Here is a 15,134-nt window from a genome sequence, read left to right as displayed (position 1 = left end):
TCCAATTGGGTTCAGACCCTACCCGACCAAAGCCACCCCTATTGCGATCTATAATTACAAACGGAAAAATATTTTCAAATATTTTTGACTTAAAAAGTGACCATCTTCACTATCCCACTCTAAAGTATAGAATCAAAAACTATCCTTATGTGTCATTAATGTCAGATGTAACACTTATCAAAATGATATATTACGTCTTCGTTATTCAGCACTTTCATCGATGTCACTTTTTTACTTTCAAAGCTCCGGATGCGTTTGTGCTGACAACAGGGTAATTTTCGTCTTATAAATTATTAGAAACAATCTATGGAAAACCATAGGTAGGCACTTTTACCGGAATGGCAGGGATGGCCCTTCAGCTAAATAACGATCTTTTTGATCTGTTAAATGCACTGGACAATGCGCTGTCTGTGCCAGACGCATGGCAAGCGGGGCTGGGTTTTTTCAAGAAATATGGGGGTAATCAAATTACCTATACCCATGAAAGACAGGATGGCAGCATCGTCTTTCTCACCACCCTTCCAGACTGGTGGATGACCTATTATCTCGAAAATGACTATGCCAGCCTGGACCCGTTTATTGATGTCGGCCGCGCTTATTTCAAACCAACCCGGTTTGATACCAGATCGGTTAATCTGCCAATTTCCCTCTCTGCGCCCGCTGCTCAAATGCTTCAGGAATTTGCAGAAACAGGCTCGAATAGCGGATTTGTTATTCCAACAATGGCCCCCTCTACCATGAAAATCAGTGGCTTCAACATTGCAAATACAATGGAAAAACAGGAATTTTCGCAATTTTATAGCGACAAGGAAAACGCCCTTGTCCTTGCTGCGCATGCCGTGCATCAACGCTGTCAGGAACTTGATCCTCAATTATCCCGAACGGACGTCCATCTGGCCCCGAAAAAGAATACTTCCTATCCCCTTCTCAGCCCACGAGAACGGGAATGTCTGCTTTGGCTATGTAAAGGAATGCGAAATGACGCCATTGCTGACCGCATGGGCATTACCCGCGTCACCGTCGAAATGCATTTGCGCAATTGCCGCCAGAAACTGAACGCCCGCACACGGGAACAGGCGGTTGTAACCGCCATCAAACGGGGCTTCATTACGCCCTGAACACGCTTTTCTTTATGGCCCGTTCCATGATCCTAAATCGCTTGCATCTGCCTTTTTGCTGACAACCTGGCAGATTTTACCTTATCAAGGTAAAATCTCCGACCGATGAAAAACCGCAGGTTCTCATTTTCACCAGACTGACAATGGGCAGAAATGATATCGAACCCGAATAACGATCTCTTTGATCTGTTAAACGCTCTTGATAATGCACAGGATGTACCAGCCGCTTGGCAGGCTGGCTTGCGTTTTTTCAGGAAATTCGGGGCCCGTCAGATCACCTATGGCTTTGAAAGACTGGATGGCAGCATTGTTTTTCTAACCACCCTACCCGATTGGTGGCTAAGCCATTACCAGGACAACAATTATGCCAGCTACGATCCGCTGATCGATATTGCCCGAACCTATATTGCACCCAGAAAATTTGAAACGCCTTTCATCGATTTCCCCGTCACCCTTTCGCCCAAAGCCAAGCAAATACTCAATGAATTTGGCGAAACGGAATCTACTGCCGGGCTGGTCATTCCGGGAATGACACCCATGCCGCAGCAACTAAGCGCCCTGGCCATTTCCAACACAATGAACGCAGAAGAATTTTCAAAATTCTATCGCGGGAAAGAAACCACTCTAATCCTGGCTGCTCATGCTGTACAACAGCGTTGCCAGGAACTTGATCATCAATTTACCCAAACAGACGTTCACCTGGTACTAAAGAAGAAGATCACACATTATCCCGAACTCAGCCCGCGCGAACGCGAATGTCTGCTTTGGCTGTGCAAAGGATTACGCAATGACGCCATTGCCGACCGCATGGGCATTACCCGCGTCACCGTCGAAATGCATTTGCGTAACTGTCGCCAGAAATTAAACGCCCGCACCCGGGAACAGGCGGTTGTAACCGCCATAAAACAGGGCTTCATTACCCCATAAACCGGTAGTCTCTCTCGCAGCCCATATATATCAGGCTTTCATCTTGACGCTGGCCCATTCGTTATCAGACAAAAAGAACAAAATAGGGGTATTTGGCGAGAAAACTTCATGAGCAGCAGATTGCAACAGGTACGCGCGGCCCTTTTACGGGCCAAAAAACGATAGCAAAGCAATACTGCGTATCAGAGGCGGACAATCGGCGCTGGTCAAACCGACCGGGGCATTGCCGATGTCATTAACAACACCGTGCTTGAAACACCGGTGTTAAAAGTTCTGACGTCAAACACCGAAAAATCATGTCTCCATGAGGTTGCCTCATCTCATGGAGATCCTCTTTCATACCGTATCAATTTTGTATAACACAGCATCCACACGGTCGGTCAGCCGGTCATACAGGCGTTGGGCTTTATGGTTGTCGCCTGCCGTTAACCAATATAGCCGGGCCCAGTCTTGCTGTTTTGCCTGCATTTCCAACGCGGCCATCATCTGCCCACCAATGCCCAAACCACGTTGATCGGCCGCCACCCAGAAATCTTCCAGATAGGCAACATTGCGCAGGGAGAATGTATGGGGATGGACAATAATATGCGCCAACCCAATCACCCAGTCTGTCGCGGCACCACCGCCATCGGCACGCTCAACCGCCAACCACGCCTGCATGGCATGGTCCGGGTCAAGAATACGGTACCATAACATGTTGATCACATCGTCGGTCATGTCACCGGCACCAAAGCTGACTATGTTCTGACGCCACAATTTTTCCCAGCCAGGGCGATGTTGCGATTGCGCCTGTACGATATAAATCATTATCACCCCACCCCGACTGTCAGATTATGTTCAGGCACTATATTCATCACAACGTTTCCCGGTGCATCGGCAGGCAAAACCCCGTCCCGCAACCACGCCAGAGCAATCGGCCACAAACTGGTTTCAAACCGGTCATGGAAAAAGGCAAAATGGCCAATATCTGCGGTACCGATATCATCCGGTGCAACCCGCAAATGGGTGCGCGATGCGCCCTGGTAATATCCCAGTAACCGATCAACCGCCGCAACCGTTCCGAACGGATCATCGGTTAAACCAATCGCCAGCAATTTTCCCGACATCGTCGCAAAATTCTGCCTGAGCTGCCCGGCGGATACCGGCGAAGACAGGCTGTGTTCAAATGCCGGGCCCATTCTGCTCCAGTCGCGGACAACATGGTGCGGCACATCTTCCAGCCAGCCCAAACGGGCACCGGGGAAATAGCCAAACGAATGCGACAAAACCGGCATGACAACATGCCATTTCAAAAACATCCGCCAGCGCGAAACTTTTTCATAATCACGCCAATAGGCAAATTGTGCGCCTACGGTTACCACATGTTTCAAAATATGGTTTAACGGGGCCAACCCAATGGCAAACCCGCCAATCGAATGGCCCACGGCATAAACCGGTTGGCTAGGGAAACCGGTTTGCGCATAACGCAAAACCGCATCCACATCATATAATCCCCAATCACCCCAACCGGCACGAAACCCCCGCAAGCAGTGCGGGCGGGATTCACCAATACCGCGATAATCAAATGTCAGTACATCAAAGCCATTGCGACATAAAAAGGCAGCAAACCGCGCATAATACCGGCAACGCACGGCTGTTGCGGCACAAATCACCACAACAGGGCGAAAACACGGATCGCCCCGGCTATCACATCGCCATTCAAAACCGGCAATATCCACTCCGTCTATGCTTCGGGTCGTAAAGCGCGCCGGGACTATTGTTTGTGCCATTTTACCCCTTTCCTGCCCATTTCCCTGTCAAATTCGCATCATTTAACCCCGGTTCAATCCTGCTTCGCAATTGAAGTTTTCTCGTACCAGGCTGAGGTTTATTCACTTGAACAACACCCCCGTCTGCCTCCTGAATAATAATATAACCATAGGAGGTCCCTCATGAACCCTGCCAATATGCCCCCAAAAGCCCCAATCATTCACCTTGATGCATTGGAACTTTATTCACAAACGCACGGCGAACATTTTGCCGCTGCTTTTGCCGCCATTACCGCCCCGCTTGGCGCAACCCGGCTCGGCGCGCGTCTGGTTGAGGTTCCGGCAGGTAAAAAGGCGTGGCCGTTTCATTGCCATCATGCCAATGACGAAATGTTTGTTATTTTATCGGGGCATGGCACAGTCCGGTTTGGCGACAATATTTATGCCGTGAAAACCGGTGATGTGGTGGTCTGCCCGGCAGGCGGCCCCGAAACCGCCCACCAGTTACAGGCTGGCACGAACACTGCACTGCGCTATATCGCGATCAGCAGCATGAACGAACCCGATATTCTGCAATACCCGGATTCAGGCAAGGTTGCCCTGTTCGCCGGGGCCGCACCAGGCGGGGACAAGGCAAAACGTCGCCTTTCACTTAATTTTGCCACCCGCGATGCAATTGATTACTGGGAAGGCGAGAATTAAGACCAAAGGGTGTTTATCGGGATCAGAAACAAGGTCAGGTATTTTGTGCTTTTTCCGGTCGGGTCAGTGCTGGTGGCACCGCGACCTCTTGCAACCATGCCCGCAAGTTGCGTAAGCGGCGATCGCGTTTTAACCGATCAGGATAAACCAGATAATACCCTGCCCCGGCTGTAACATTATGGTTAAACAAACGGGCCAGACGCCCCGCTGCAATATCGCTGGCTGCAATTTCACCACTTGCAAGGGTAATACCAGCCCCATCTATGGCCGCACGCAGGCCCAAACCGGCGGAATCAACAAATGTAACAGCCGCCGGTTTGATCGGCCCGCCTGGCAAGGTTTCATTCCAGGCTGCAAAATTCGCCCGTCGATGCTGGGATAAAAACAGGTTAGCCTCGGCAATTCTGGCGCGAATATCGGCGTTCGTCCCCCCGGCATCCTGCGGTTTGCCCAGCAGGGTCACATTTTCGCTAAACAATAAATCATCCATCAGACCGGGCCAATTGCCCTGACCATGGCGAATGGCAACATCGGCCGCCCCCGCCACCAGGTCAACTGCCTGCTGGCTGGTTGAAATCAGCAATTCAAAACCAGCCTTTTCAAACGGATAGCGCGCCAGACGCGGGGACAACCAATGCACTGCAAAGGTGGGCAGCATCGTCAACCGCAATGGCCCCGACACATGGTCCTGTCGCAAATCGCCCACCGCCTGAATAATCTTGGCAAATCCGTCGCTTAAATCAGGCGATAATCTTTCACCGCTTTCTGTCAATTCCAGCCCCGGCCCCGCCCGGCGTAATAGTTCCAGCCCCAGAATATCTTCTAGAATGCGTACTTGATGGCTTACCGCCGACGGCGTCACACCCAGTTCAGACGCCGCATCCTTGATCGACAAATGTCGGGCTGCGGCCTCAAACGCGCGCAGGGCATTTAACGGTACGTTTAGGCGCATCGGGTTTTGGGAAGGATCCGTCATGTCTGCTCTGGCCCCTGACTGTCATCTGACAATTGTTACAGCGGTTTGACGTAATGGCAATGTGATGAATCCTCAAACCGGGCTGAGAACAGCTCACTGGTTTTACGATTTGTTTTGCCCTCAACTTTAATTCCGTTTTCAACACTGGCAGAACAGTTATGACCCACACCGATTTTGGTACCCGCGACGGCTTTATCTGGATAGACGGCACACTCGTGCCGTGGGAAAAAGCCGAATGCCACATATTAAACCATAGCCTGCACATGTCAGGGGCCGTGTTTGAAGGAATGCGCGCCTATAATTCACATGTTTTTCTGGGTCAGGCCCACCTTGAAAGGCTGGGAAAATCTGCCGAACTGGTTGACTATAACCTTCCATGGACCGTCACTGAACTGACCCGCGCAATCGAAGCCGTTATCTGGGCCAATGGCCTTGATGATTGTTATATTCGCCCTGTCGCATGGCGGGGATCGCAAAGTGTGTCAGTCGCCGCCCCCAACGCCCACATTCATGTTGCCATTGCCGCCTGGGACTGGCCCACCCCGGCAAAGCTGGGCACAGCAACAACAGGCATTCGGCTGGTGCTGGCTGACTGGCGCCGGCCAGCCCCCAATACGGCTCCGACGGCGTCAAAATGTTCGGGCATGTATATGATCGGCACATTGGCACGGCATATGGCGCAAAATGGCGGCTTTGACGATGCCCTGATGCTCGACAGCTACGATAACATTGCCGAAACCACCGCAACCAACATTGTTCTGATCAAGGATAACCGGCTTATTTCCCCCTTACCTACCTGTTTTCTCGATAGTATTACCAAACACCATGTTTTTGCCCTGGCACAGGATATGAAACTGACAAGCAGCCAGCAAACCGTCACCCTTGATATGCTGGCGGACGCCGACGAGGTTTTTGTCGTCGGCACCTCGGTTGAAATTCTGCCGGTTACCGAACTTGCCACACGCAACCATGTTTATCACTGGCCAGTGGGTGCCCTGACCAAGCGGTTGATAGCAGCATTTGCCAAGTCCGTAAGGGCGAACACAAACCGTAATACCCTGCCGGCCGAACATAACAATGCCAAAGTCGACGCCCCCAGCCCATGATGCACCGGGTAAACAGGCATATCATTTAATCGCCCAACCCGGTGCCAAAGGCTGTCAGCAAAGCCTGCCCTTGGGGCCAGTCCCCGATATTGCTGGCTTCGTTGATATGGCCCAACGCCCCCGCCATCACCAAACCCGCCTGCCAGTTCCGGGCGCAGCGGGCCATGTATTCCGGGTGGGCATAAGGGTCATTTTCGCTACCGACCAGCAAGGTTGGAAACAGTAATTCGCGCTGTGGCACCGACGCAAAACCAGCCGCCTCAACGGGGAATTGTGCACTCGCCGGGTTGGGTGGCGCCACCATAAACACTCCCTTGATTGCCCGCAGGGCAGTGTTTTGCTGCCGGGCAGCCCAATGAGCGACCAAAAGACACGAAAGACTGTGCGCCACCAGAACCGGCGGTGCCGGAATTTGCGCCAAAGCCGCATCCAGTGCCATAATCCAGTCTTCCAGGTCTGGATGATCCCAATCTGCGGGCATCATTCGCAAAAAGGGGCGCGCAGATACCCGCCATTGATCTCCCCACAGGCTTTGCCAATGCTTCGGGCCAGATCCGCCAATACCGGGCAAAATAACCACAGGTGACTTCATAACCGTTCCCCTGAAAATTAAAGGTCAGGCTTCCGATTATAATCAATCAGCTGAAAACCAACATGGCAACTCATCGGCTGTGTTACGTTATTTCCGATGATTCATCGTTTTTTACGGCAGGATTGGTTAAATGGCACATACAGATTTTGACCGGCTTGATATCGCCATCATCGAAGCCTTGCAGGAAAATGCCCGCACCCCGCTTGCAGAACTGGGACGGCAAATCGGGCTATCGCAACCAGCCATGTCCGAACGGGTAAAAAGGCTGGAAGAACGTGGCATTATACAAGGATATGGCGCGCGCATTAACCCGGCAGCCCTTGGGTTCGGATTAATGGCAATAATCCGGTTAAAAACCACCCATGAACATATCCAACCTTGCCTGCAGCATTTTGCCAATATGCCCCATATCATCGAGGTTCACCGGCTTACCGGGGAAGATTGCTTTTTGTTAAAAGTATTGGTCCCCACACCGGGCGACCTTGAAACCATTGTTGATCGCATCGCGCGACATGGGGCCGTTACCACATCGCTTGTTTTACGATCCGAACCTGCCAAACCAATTGGACGGACCTTGTTACAACATCCCCGTTCCGGCTAACTCTGGCGATTCAACGCAATCGGCCACCACCTGGTCCGGCATTTAAGGCCAAAACCCGTTGATCAAAACCGATCAACAAGCCCCTCAATCGGTGGGCAGGCTCGACGAAGCCCTTGCCTTTCACGGCACCGGCCGCGCGACGGCGTCGTGCCGATCCAATTGTCCATGAGTTCTTCTCATCGACAATTGATAAACATCACATCGTAAAACCGGAATGATCTGTGTAAGTGACGGGGCTATATATCAAAAAATGAAACCGGTCCGATGCCAAACGGTTTGATCTTGACTCTCACACCCACCTGCCCACATAAATAAGAACAAAATAGGAACAAATAGCGAGCGTCATTTTATGGCCAGCAAATTGCAACAGGCACGCGCCGCCCTTATGCAGGCGGAAAACCAATGGCAAGGCCGTGCCCCCAGCGTAAATGGCGGCCGAGAACACCTTATCACCCGGGCGTTTGGCGATATTGACCTGAAACCGTATTTTGCTGCTGGTGGCTTAATGCCAACCGGCCTGCACGAGATCATGACCGAACATGATGACAGCGCAACATCGGCGCTGGCCTGGTATATGGCCGGGTTGCAGGCCACCGCGTCGCCACAGGCACAGATGCCAACAGTTTTATGGGTGCGCCAGCGTAAAGCCCTGGATCAGGGCAAGCTTTACCCGCCCGCTCTGTTTGCCAGCCCGGCCCGCCATAACCTGGTGATGATGACAATTAACCAACAACAAACGGCACTTTGGGCCTGCGAGGAAGCCGCCAAATCGGGCCAGATCGCAACGATCATCCTTGAAACCACCGATTATGATTTAACCGCCGCACGACGCCTGCAACTGGCATGCGAAGCCGGTAATACGCGCTTGATTGTTTTGCGTCACCACCGGGCCGGGCAAAATATTGCAACGTCCCCGGCATGGTCGCGCTGGCAGATAAAACCACAAGGGACCTATCGAAAACTCAGCCTGATCGGGGGACGCGGGGTTCGACCGGCAAGCTGGAAAGTGACTATCGATGAAGCAACGCTTTTTGTATCTGTGGCTGACACATTGGAAAACCGACTGTCACCGGGCTGCTGCCACACAACATCGGCCCATAAACAGCCCGTTCATGCGTGACAGCATTGCGAGCGGAACGTCATCCGACACTGATCAAACGTCGCAACCTGCCACAACACCCTTTATCGTCACGCGTAGCGACCATAAAGGTGTGCTTACCTGTGGTTTGTCGCAAGGGGCGCGCAGGGCCGGACTTCAACCCGGCATGCGCCTTGCCGAAGCGCGCAGCATTATGCCCGATCTGGTCAATATCAACGAAGATCCGGGCCTTTATGCCCGCAATCAAACCCGGCTGATCAAGCATCTGGACCGCTATAGCCCGTGGATTGCCCCGGACCGGGTTTTAATGCGCGATAATCTTGCCGGGGAAGGCGGTTTCTGGCTGGAAATGACGGGCGGCTGCCATTTGTTTGGCGGTGAAGAAACCCTGATCAAACAAGCCCAACACGACCTCACCACACTGGGATTTTCCTGCAAGGCGGGCATGGCCGATAGTGCCGGTGCCGCATGGGCCTGTGCACGCTTTCATGCCGGTGACCGCATTTTATCCTTACCTGCCCACCATAATACCGCGCGCGGTTTCCCCGTTGAAGGATTGCGCTTGTCGCCCGATATCCTGACGACCCTGCACCGACTGGGTATTCGTCAGTTACAAGATGTTGCCGACTTGCCACGGGCCACTTTAACCACCCGTCTTGGCGCCGATGTTTTACAAAAACTTGATCAGTTTTATGGCCGCCTGCCGGAACATTTGAACTTCCATTTACCTGATCAACCCTGGCTAATCCGCCAGAAATATGGCGAACCGCTGGGCGATGCCGCCAATCTGGAAGCTGCGGTTCGACAGATGGTTGCGCAATTATGCACACAGTTACAAAACGAAAACAAAGGTTTGCGCCGTATCATTCTGCGCTGTGTGCGAGTAGATGGCCATGCCCATACGGTACAAATCACCACCAGCACCGCTTGCCAGTCCGCCCCGCATATTGACCGCCTGCTGGCCGAAAAAATGCCCGGTGTCGATACCGGTTTCGGGATCGAGGAAATCATTCTCTATGCCCCCTGGGTCGAACATGTTGCCTTTCGCCAGATCAACCTGGACACCAATGTCAGCCAAAATGGCAATTCAATTGCCCTGGCCCAATTGTTTGACCGGATCGGTCATCACCTTGGCCCGCGCGACCAATTGTTTCGCCCCGGCCACCATGCCTGCCACCTGCCTGAAAAGGCCACCAACCGCCAGCCGGTGGGTACTCCCCCCTCACCGGCATGCCTGCCTGATATTCATTTACCCAAACGCCCCATCCGCCTGATTGACCCACCCGAACCTGTTCAAATTTTACACCGCACTGTCGATGGCGCTCCCGCCACCCTGCGCTGGCGGCGTATGGATCTGGAAATTACCGCAATCAGCGGGCCAGAACGCCTATGCCCGGAATGGTGGGATCACCTCGACCAAGGCGGGTTTGCCTTGCATGAGCAAACCCGTGATTATTTTCACATCCACGACCATACTGGCCGATGGCTCTGGCTTTGCCGAACCCTGAGGTGCCGCCCGACAGAACCAGCGTCCGATATGTCATTTTCTCCATCTTTTAAAATCGGTTTTGCCACCCCCACACCGTCAACGCAGGACGCATTGAGCGTTACAACATCCCAAAGCCCAAAGCCCCGCAAAAATACCCGTACGCTTCAGGAGCTGTGGTCCGTTCACGGCCTGTTTGCATAAGCGCGATCATGGCAGATATCCCCCCCGTCACAGTCGTTGCCCCCTCGCAATACAACCTTGCGATTGATAGCGACACAGCCCAATGTCCGCGATATGCCGAACTTCAGGTCAGCAGCAATTTTTCATTCCTGCGCGGGGCATCTCATACCGAAGAACTGGTTTTAACCGCTGCCAGCAAAGGGCTTCACGGCCTTGCCATAACCGATCGCAACAGTCTGGCAGGCATTGTACGCGGGTTTAGCGCCCATCAACCCCACCAGGACCGGTTGCAATATATTGTTGGTTGCCGGCTGGATCTGGCCGATGCCCCGTCACTTTTATGCTATCCAACCGATAGACAGGCTTATGCACGGCTTTGCCAGTTGTTAACATTGGGAAAACGCCGTGCGCCCAAGGGAGAATGCGAACTTTACCTCAGCGATGTGGTGGCCCACAGCGACGGGATGTTATTTATTGCCGTCCCGCCACATGTTCCCACTGCGACGTTTTATGATCAGCTTATAACGCTTCAATCTTGCTTCTCCGACCAGCTATGGCTGTCCGTCAGCCGTTTTATGGACGGGTTTGATCCCGAAAGACTGGCGTTTTCGCAAAAGGTCGAAACCGGTTTGGGCATTCCCGTGGTCGTAACCAACGATGTGCATATGCATGTCCGATCCCGTAAACCATTACAGGATGTTCTCACCTGCATTCGCCATCACTGCCGGATCGAGGATGCCGGATACCGTTTATTTCCCAATGGCGAACGCCATATCAAATCCCCCCGGGAAATGGCGGCCCTGTTCCCCGATCATCCCCACTGGCTGGAACGCAGCGTTGAAATTGCCCAGCAATGCCGCTTTCATTTGCGTGAATTGCGCTATGAATATCCCGATGAAAATGATGGTTCCGGGGAAACCACCCAGGAACGCCTGACGCGGCTAACCTGGGAAGGGGCGCATCAACGCTATCCCGACGGTATTCCGGCCAAGGTCGAGGGGCTTTTAAAGGCCGAACTCGCCCTGATCGACGAACTGGACTATGCCCCCTATTTCCTGACCGTTCATGATATTGTGTCCTTTGCCCGGTCACAGGGCATTTTATGCCAGGGGCGAGGTTCGGCGGCCAATTCGTCGGTCTGTTTTTGCCTGCATATTACATCGGTCAATCCTGCCGAAGTCGAACTGCTATTTTCACGCTTTATCAGCAATGCCCGCGATGAGCCGCCCGATATTGATGTCGATTTTGAACATGAACGCCGCGAAGAGGTCATTCAGTACATTTATCGGCGTTACGGACGTGACCGGGCCGGGCTGACCGCCACGGTTATTTCCTATCGTTCGCGCAGTGCATTGCGCGATGTTGGCAAGGTTTTTGGCCTGTCGGAAGACAGCATTGTCAAACTGACCAAAACCGTTTGGGGATCGGGCAGCAGAGGCCCGCATGATGCCATGATGCGCCAGTCGGGCATCAATCCCGATGAAACACGCATTCAGGCCATTTTGCGCCTGGCTGGCGAACTGACCGGTTTTCCCCGCCATTTATCGCAGCATGTGGGCGGCTTTGTCATTACCCGCGGGCCATTGTGCGAACTTTCCCCCATTGCCAATGCCGCCATGGAAGACCGCACCACTATTGAATGGGACAAGGACGATATTGATGCACTGGGCATTTTGAAGGTCGATGTGCTGGCACTGGGAATGCTCAGCTGTATTCGCAAGGCCTTTGACGAATTACGCCATCACAAAAACATCGATTACGACCTAGCCTCCCTGCCCAAGGAAGACCCTGCCGTTTATAAAATGCTGTGCAGGGCCGATAGCATTGGCACCTTTCAGGTGGAATCCCGGGCGCAAATGAGCATGCTGCCGCGCCTGAAACCCAAATGCCTGTATGATTTGACCATTCAAATCGCCATTGTCCGCCCCGGCCCCATTCAGGGCGGCATGGTGCATCCATTCTTGGAACGACGAAAGAACCCGGAAAAAGTCAATTACCCGTCTGATGAACTGGAAGCGGTTTTGAAACGGACCGAAGGCGTGCCACTATTTCAGGAACAGGCCATGCAGATTGCCATTGTCGGCGCCGGCTATAGCGGCGGCGAAGCCGATAATTTACGCCGGGCGATGGCGACCTTCAAACGCACCGGCACCATTGGCGAACATCGCGACAAATTCATCAACGGCATGTTGCGCAATGGCTATGATGCCGATTTTGCCGAACGCTGCTTTAAGCAGATCGAGGGTTTTGCCGATTACGGCTTTCCCGAAAGCCATGCCGCCAGTTTTGCCATTCTGGCCTATGCGTCGTCCTGGTTAAAACATCATCATCCCGATGTGTTTTTATGTGCCCTTCTCAATGCCCAACCCATGGGCTTTTACGCCCCGGCACAGTTGGTTCATGATGCCCGCAACCACGGGGTCCGGGTGCTGGAGGTCGATGTTAATTACAGTTTCTGGGACAACACAATGGAACGCGAAATGGGCCGTGCTTCGGGTTATCTGGCGGTGCGTCTGGGGTTTCGGCAGGTGCGCGGGCTGGCGGAACTTGAAATCACCAAACTGATCGCAAACCGCCCGATTGGCGGCTTTCAGGATATTTACCTGATGGCGCGCCAAACCGGACTATCGCCAGCAGCGCTTGAAAAACTGGCCGAAGCCGATGCCTTTCAATCCCTGGCCCTGCGCCGACGCGAGGCCTTGTGGGCGGTCAAACGCTTTGGCAAAGGACGTAAAGCCCCCGCTGCCTTGCCCTTGTTTGAAGCCGCCCAGAACTTTAACCACAATATGGGCGTTTCCGCCGAATTTGGCCCGGAACCCGCCGTGAACCTGCCAGTCATGGGGCCGGGCGAAGAAATTATCGAAGATTACGCCAGCCTGCGCCTGTCGCTTAAGGGTCATCCGATTTCCATGTTGCGCGATGCGCTTAACGGTGCAGGCATCAAACGCGCGGTTGATCTTGATGCTGCGCGCAACGGCGATAAAATTACCCATGCCGGACTGGTCATTGTCCGCCAGCGCCCCGGGACGGCATCAGGGATTGTTTTTATTACGTTAGAAGACGAAACCGGGGTTAGCAATCTGGTGGTATGGTCCAAGGTGATGGAGGAATTTCGCCGTGAAATCATGACCGCAACCATGCTAGGTGTATCAGGCAAACTGCAACGCGAAGACAATGTCACCCACATCATTGCCGAAAAACTGGTCGATCTTTCCGGCATGCTGCAAAGCCTGACCGACAACACCAAAATCGACCGTCAGTCTGGCGGGCATCCGCGCAATTTACGCTGGGCCACCGGAATACCGGGCACCTCTGCTCCCTCTCTTTCAGCATCTTCATCTTCTGCATCATTCGCATCAGATACAACCCGACAACTTGAAAATCTGAGGAAACGCCACGAACAGGATCAGGCGAAACCCACCCGACTTAAGGTGGATAGCCATGACTTTCATTAATACGACCGGGGCAATCCTCAACAAAAAATCCCGAAGATCAGGCAATGTCCGATCAGGCCGAAACGTATCCGATCCTTCACAAAATTCTGATGCTAAAAGTCCGGTTATGAACCAACCCAGCGCGCCAATCCTTCAGATAAAGAAACAGGCCGCCATTCAGGGAGAATTTCACGAACCAAACTATTATCGGCACAGCTATGTTGCTGGTCACCGGAGCGCGAAGGACCATAAGAATAATCAAGAATTTTCCCTGTCGCATCCTGCCAGAATTGAACAAGCTCGTTCAATGTCGTTGCATGCCCCGTACCAAGATTCATAACCCGCGGTGCGGTACTATTAGAACCAATCAGCAACGCAATTGCACCGGCAATATCTTCAACAGCAATATAATCCCGAGTAATGGACCCATCACCAAAAATAGTAAATTTCTTGCCCTCATCCCGGGCGTCCAGCAATCGGGTGATAACACCACTGTACGGACTTTTCGGATCTTGTCCGGCACCATAGACATTAAAAAAGCGAAAGGCTGTCGTTTTAAGGTCATAACAGGTATTATATATACCAGCCTGAACCTCGTTCATAAATTTACTGGAAGCATAAGGCGACAATAACCCCTGTCCCGTTGCCCATTCCTCCTTGAAATTTCCTGTAAGTTCATTGGCATACACAGATGCAGAACTTGCATAAATCACACGCCCGGGGAATCGAATTTCCCGACAAATATCAAGTAGCTGTTCAGTAGCTGCTACATTAATGTCAAAAACCTGCCTAGGCATTTCGATAGAAATCGGAACACTAACAAGCGCAGCAAGATGTACAATATGATCAACAGTAACAAGCACATCTTTCAATGCTGCTCGATCACGAACATCAGCATCAATCACCTGTCCAAGACCCGTCAAACCCTCTCGGCTGGCATTGCTAAAATTATCATAAATTTTTACATCATGCCCCAATGCAACAAGCGCCCGACAAGTATAACGACCAATAAAACCCGCCCCGCCCGTCACAAGAACTTTACTCAAAATAATCCCCCCAAAACGCAAAAAAACACTTATCAAGATATTTCAGGTTTTAGCATATCAAACCCATTGATCACCCATAAAGTTTACGTTCCTCACGTCCCCCAGTTCAAAGATAA

The 15,134-nt window shown here is 52.4% G+C and carries 13 protein-coding genes; 8 read left to right on the top strand and 5 right to left on the bottom strand.

Going from position 1 to position 15,134, the window contains the following annotated elements:
- Positions 1–347: 347 nt before the first annotated feature.
- Positions 348–1,118 carry a LuxR family transcriptional regulator gene (locus THS27_RS21930; protein ID WP_168184968.1) on the top strand — a complete coding sequence of 257 codons (771 nt, stop codon included), beginning with the start codon at positions 348–350 and terminating at the stop codon, positions 1,116–1,118.
- A 153-nt stretch (positions 1,119–1,271) separates the two neighbouring features.
- Positions 1,272–2,045, top strand: coding sequence for a LuxR family transcriptional regulator (locus tag THS27_RS27505; RefSeq protein ID WP_085594504.1), 774 nt, complete (start codon positions 1,272–1,274; stop codon positions 2,043–2,045).
- Between the two features lie 336 nt (positions 2,046–2,381).
- Here the strand turns inward: THS27_RS27505 and THS27_RS21920 are convergent, their stop codons facing one another.
- Both THS27_RS21920 and THS27_RS21915 read right to left on the bottom strand, forming a co-directional pair.
- Positions 2,382–2,852, bottom strand: a complete 471-nt coding sequence (locus THS27_RS21920; protein WP_085594502.1) for a GNAT family N-acetyltransferase — start codon at positions 2,850–2,852, stop codon at positions 2,382–2,384.
- Positions 2,853–2,854: 2 nt separating this feature from the next.
- On the bottom strand, positions 2,855–3,814 hold the full coding sequence (locus THS27_RS21915; RefSeq protein ID WP_085594500.1) for an alpha/beta fold hydrolase: 960 nt from the start codon (positions 3,812–3,814) through the stop codon (positions 2,855–2,857).
- Between the two features lie 162 nt (positions 3,815–3,976).
- On the opposite strand from THS27_RS21915, the gene THS27_RS21910 reads away from it, so the two are divergent.
- Complete coding sequence (locus THS27_RS21910) at positions 3,977–4,495, top strand: cupin domain-containing protein (RefSeq protein ID WP_085594498.1); 519 nt, start codon at positions 3,977–3,979, stop codon at positions 4,493–4,495.
- A 34-nt stretch (positions 4,496–4,529) separates the two neighbouring features.
- Here THS27_RS21910 and THS27_RS21905 read toward each other — a convergent pair whose 3' ends face one another.
- Complete coding sequence (locus THS27_RS21905; RefSeq protein WP_085594496.1) at positions 4,530–5,471, bottom strand: LysR substrate-binding domain-containing protein; 942 nt, start codon at positions 5,469–5,471, stop codon at positions 4,530–4,532.
- A 158-nt stretch (positions 5,472–5,629) separates the two neighbouring features.
- Here THS27_RS21905 and THS27_RS21900 point away from each other — a divergent pair, with 158 nt between their 5' ends.
- A complete protein-coding gene (locus tag THS27_RS21900; RefSeq protein WP_085594494.1) occupies positions 5,630–6,577 on the top strand; it encodes an aminotransferase class IV in 948 nt (315 codons plus the stop codon).
- A 25-nt stretch (positions 6,578–6,602) separates the two neighbouring features.
- Here THS27_RS21900 and THS27_RS21895 read toward each other — a convergent pair whose 3' ends face one another.
- A complete protein-coding gene (locus THS27_RS21895) occupies positions 6,603–7,169 on the bottom strand; it encodes an alpha/beta hydrolase (RefSeq protein WP_085594491.1) in 567 nt (188 codons plus the stop codon).
- A 130-nt stretch (positions 7,170–7,299) separates the two neighbouring features.
- Here THS27_RS21895 and THS27_RS21890 point away from each other — a divergent pair, with 130 nt between their 5' ends.
- The 4 genes from THS27_RS21890 to THS27_RS21875 all read left to right on the top strand — a co-directional run bounded on the left by THS27_RS21890 (position 7,300) and on the right by THS27_RS21875 (position 13,993).
- Positions 7,300–7,770 (top strand): Lrp/AsnC family transcriptional regulator, encoded by a 471-nt coding sequence (locus THS27_RS21890; protein WP_085594490.1) that lies wholly within the window; start codon positions 7,300–7,302, stop codon positions 7,768–7,770.
- 349 nt (positions 7,771–8,119) lie between these two features.
- The gene (locus THS27_RS21885; RefSeq protein ID WP_085594488.1) at positions 8,120–8,890 is read left to right on the top strand and encodes an ImuA family protein; all 771 of its coding nucleotides are present in this window, start codon (positions 8,120–8,122) and stop codon (positions 8,888–8,890) included.
- On the top strand, positions 8,883–10,559 hold the full coding sequence (locus tag THS27_RS21880; RefSeq protein WP_246833061.1) for a DNA polymerase Y family protein: 1,677 nt from the start codon (positions 8,883–8,885) through the stop codon (positions 10,557–10,559). The genes THS27_RS21885 and THS27_RS21880 overlap by 8 nt, the downstream gene beginning before the upstream one ends.
- 8 nt (positions 10,560–10,567) lie before the next feature.
- Positions 10,568–13,993: an error-prone DNA polymerase gene (locus THS27_RS21875; protein ID WP_085594486.1), complete on the top strand. Its 3,426-nt coding sequence runs from the start codon at positions 10,568–10,570 to the stop codon at positions 13,991–13,993.
- Positions 13,994–14,097: 104 nt separating this feature from the next.
- Here the strand turns inward: THS27_RS21875 and THS27_RS21870 are convergent, their stop codons facing one another.
- Complete coding sequence (locus THS27_RS21870) at positions 14,098–15,018, bottom strand: NAD-dependent epimerase/dehydratase family protein (RefSeq protein ID WP_168184967.1); 921 nt, start codon at positions 15,016–15,018, stop codon at positions 14,098–14,100.
- Positions 15,019–15,134 lie beyond the last annotated feature (116 nt).

It is taken from the genome of Thalassospira sp. MCCC 1A01428, assembly GCF_002115825.1.
GTDB lineage: Bacteria > Pseudomonadota > Alphaproteobacteria > Rhodospirillales > Thalassospiraceae > Thalassospira.
This window is presented reverse-complemented; position numbering and strand designations above follow the sequence as displayed.

Bases quoted from the DNA above. Each gene is read 5' to 3' on its own strand.
- THS27_RS21930 (WP_168184968.1), top strand. From the start codon at position 348: ATGGCCCTTCAGCTAAATAACGATCTTTTTGATCTGTTAAATGCACTG.
- THS27_RS27505 (WP_085594504.1), top strand. From the start codon at position 1,272: ATGATATCGAACCCGAATAACGATCTCTTTGATCTGTTAAACGCTCTT.
- THS27_RS21920 (WP_085594502.1), bottom strand. From the start codon at position 2,852: ATGATTTATATCGTACAGGCGCAATCGCAACATCGCCCTGGCTGGGAA.
- THS27_RS21915 (WP_085594500.1), bottom strand. From the start codon at position 3,814: ATGGCACAAACAATAGTCCCGGCGCGCTTTACGACCCGAAGCATAGAC.
- THS27_RS21910 (WP_085594498.1), top strand. From the start codon at position 3,977: ATGAACCCTGCCAATATGCCCCCAAAAGCCCCAATCATTCACCTTGAT.
- THS27_RS21905 (WP_085594496.1), bottom strand. From the start codon at position 5,471: ATGACGGATCCTTCCCAAAACCCGATGCGCCTAAACGTACCGTTAAAT.
- THS27_RS21900 (WP_085594494.1), top strand. From the start codon at position 5,630: ATGACCCACACCGATTTTGGTACCCGCGACGGCTTTATCTGGATAGAC.
- THS27_RS21895 (WP_085594491.1), bottom strand. From the start codon at position 7,169: ATGAAGTCACCTGTGGTTATTTTGCCCGGTATTGGCGGATCTGGCCCG.
- THS27_RS21890 (WP_085594490.1), top strand. From the start codon at position 7,300: ATGGCACATACAGATTTTGACCGGCTTGATATCGCCATCATCGAAGCC.
- THS27_RS21885 (WP_085594488.1), top strand. From the start codon at position 8,120: ATGGCCAGCAAATTGCAACAGGCACGCGCCGCCCTTATGCAGGCGGAA.
- THS27_RS21880 (WP_246833061.1), top strand. From the start codon at position 8,883: ATGCGTGACAGCATTGCGAGCGGAACGTCATCCGACACTGATCAAACG.
- THS27_RS21875 (WP_085594486.1), top strand. From the start codon at position 10,568: ATGGCAGATATCCCCCCCGTCACAGTCGTTGCCCCCTCGCAATACAAC.